Here is a 2,312-nt window from a genome sequence, read left to right on the forward strand (position 1 = left end):
CTGGCCGCCGCCGATCCCCGGGTGGCCGGCCTGCAACTGGGCCTGGGCGACCTGTTCGAACCCATGGGCGTGGCGCGGCGCGAACCGGCCGCCATACAGCAGGCCATGTTTGCCTTGCGCCTCGCGGCGGCCGAAGCCGGGGTGTTCGCCTACGATTCGGCATTCGCCGATATCCGCGACAGCGAGGGTTTCCAGGCCGAGGCGGCATTGGCGCGCCGCCTGGGGTTCCTGGGAAAAAGCTGCATCCATCCCAGCCAGGTGCCATTGGCGAACGCCGCCTTCCGGCCCGGCGACGAAGAAATCGCGCACGCCCTGCGCGTGGTCGAGGCGGCCCGCGAGGCCGATGCCCGCGGCGTGGGCGCCTATGTGGTAGACGGGAAAATGGTCGATGCGCCCTTCGTGCGCCGCGCCGAGATCATCGTCGAGACCGCCACCCGCCTGGGGCTGTTGCCTGAATAAGCCGCGGCGCATCGCGCCGCGCCGTTTTCGCAGGACCAATACATGAATTCATCTTCCCGATTCTCCGATACTTCTAGCGGCCAGGGACCGCTGCACGGCGTGCGCGTGCTGGACCTGAGCGCCTATATCGCCGGCCCTTATGGTTGCGCGCTGCTGGCCGACCAGGGGGCCGACGTGGTCAAGGTCGAGCCGCCCAGCGGCGACAATCTGCGCAAGTATCCATCCACCCTGGAAACCGAGAGCCGCGCGTTCCTGGGTGTGAACCGCAGCAAGCGTGGCCTGGCGCTGGACCTGAAGCAGGCCGAGGCTCAGAGTGTGCTGCGCGATCTGGCCAGCCGCGCCGATGTGCTGGTGCACAACTTCCGTCCCAGCGTGCCGGCCCGGCTGGGCATTGCCTATGAACAACTGAAGCAGATCAATCCGCGCCTGATCTATTGCGCCGTGACGGGTTATGGGGAAAGCGGCCCGCTGAAAGACAAGGCAGGCTACGACCAGGTGCTGCAGACCATGACAGGCATGTGCGCGCTTCAGGGCAAGGCCGGCGGGCCGCCCGAGATCCTGTATGGCTCGATCGTGGACTATTACGCTTCGGCGCTGGTGGCTTCCGGCGTGGCGTCCGCGCTGTACGAGCGCGAGCGTAGCGGGCAGGGCCAGTACGTGGGGGTGTCGCTGTTGCGCAGTGCCCTGACGCTGCAGTCGGCGCGCATGGTGTGGGCCGAGAACGAACCGCGCGACGTGGGCCGCGACATGCGCTCGGGCGGCATCACCGGCCTGCATCCCACCCGCGAAGGCTATCTGTACATTTCCGCGAATACGCCGCATTTCTGGGCCTCGTTGTGCGCCAAGACCGGGCTGCAGGAACTGGCCGCCAACGAGCGCTATGATTCGGTCCGCAAGCGCGCGCAGCACCGCGATGAAATCGTGCCGCGCCTGCACGCCGCCTTGCAGGCCCGCGGCGCGCTGGAATGGGAAGCCTTGTTCGGCGAAGAAGTCCCCTGCGCCGCGGTCCGCTGCATCGAGGACATGTTCGATTTTCCGCAGGTGCGCGCCGAAGGTATGGTGGCCGAATACCAGCACCCGGTCGTAGGCCGCTACCGCGGCTTCGCGCATCCCATCAAGTACGGCCGCACGCCTGGCCCCGCGCCTTACGCCGCGCCGGTGTTCGGAGAGCACTCGGACAGCGTGCTGGCGGAATTGGATCTCTCGCCCGAACAGATCGCCGCCTTGCGCGAGCGCCGCGCGGTAATGTAGCCGGGCAACAGTCTGATTGCGACTGGGTTGATTTAAGTCAACTGGTTCGCCGCGTCGGATCGCTACGATCAGGCGCATGCCAGCCCCCTCGATTTTCTCGGTTCCCCCCAGTCTTGCGCCTGCCGGCCGGCAGGCGCGGCGCCATGCCTTGCTGCGCCTGGGGTGGGCCTGGCTGGCCATGATGCAGGTCATGATGTTCGCCTGGCCCGGCTATGTACGCCATGACGGCATTCCCGCCGACGCGCTCGCCACGCTGGACTGGGCCATCGTGCTCATGAACTGGGCCAGCCTGGCCCTGACCCTGCCGGTGGTGCTGTATTCGGCCTGGCCGGTGTGGCAGGGCGCGGCCCGCAGCTTGCGCCTGCGCCAGGGCGGCATGGACGTGCCCGTGGCGCTGGGCATCGTCGCGGCATTCCTGCCCAGCGTGTACGCCACCGTGGCCCAGCGCGGCGAGGTCTATTTCGATTCGGTCACCATGTTCGTGGCTTTCCTGCTTACCGCCCGCTACCTGGCGCTGTGCGCGCGCCAATCGGTGGCGCCGCGCGATGATCCCGGGTCCGTGCGGCGCCACGCCCGCCTGGAAATCCGCCGCCGCGCGCTGG

The 2,312-nt window shown here is 67.9% G+C and carries 2 protein-coding genes and 1 pseudogene; all 3 read left to right on the forward strand.

What is annotated here, in order from left to right; translation table 11 throughout:
* A partial coding sequence (locus LPZ50_RS24200) for an HpcH/HpaI aldolase/citrate lyase family protein (RefSeq protein WP_230665388.1) occupies window positions 1–459 on the forward strand: 459 nt, incomplete at its 5' end.
* A gap of 42 nt (window positions 460–501) precedes the next feature.
* Window positions 502–1,710, forward strand: coding sequence for a CaiB/BaiF CoA transferase family protein (locus tag LPZ50_RS24205; RefSeq protein ID WP_230665389.1), 1,209 nt, complete (start codon window positions 502–504; stop codon window positions 1,708–1,710).
* Between the two features lie 76 nt (window positions 1,711–1,786).
* Window positions 1,787–2,312 (forward strand): annotated as a pseudogene (locus LPZ50_RS24210) (hypothetical protein); the annotation flags it as partial.

It is taken from the genome of Bordetella petrii (genome assembly GCF_020991325.1).
In the GTDB taxonomy this organism is placed as follows: domain Bacteria; phylum Pseudomonadota; class Gammaproteobacteria; order Burkholderiales; family Burkholderiaceae_B; genus Bordetella_A; species Bordetella_A petrii_E.

Bases quoted from the DNA above. Each gene is read 5' to 3' on its own strand.
- LPZ50_RS24205 (WP_230665389.1), top strand. From the start codon at position 502: ATGAATTCATCTTCCCGATTCTCCGATACTTCTAGCGGCCAGGGACCG.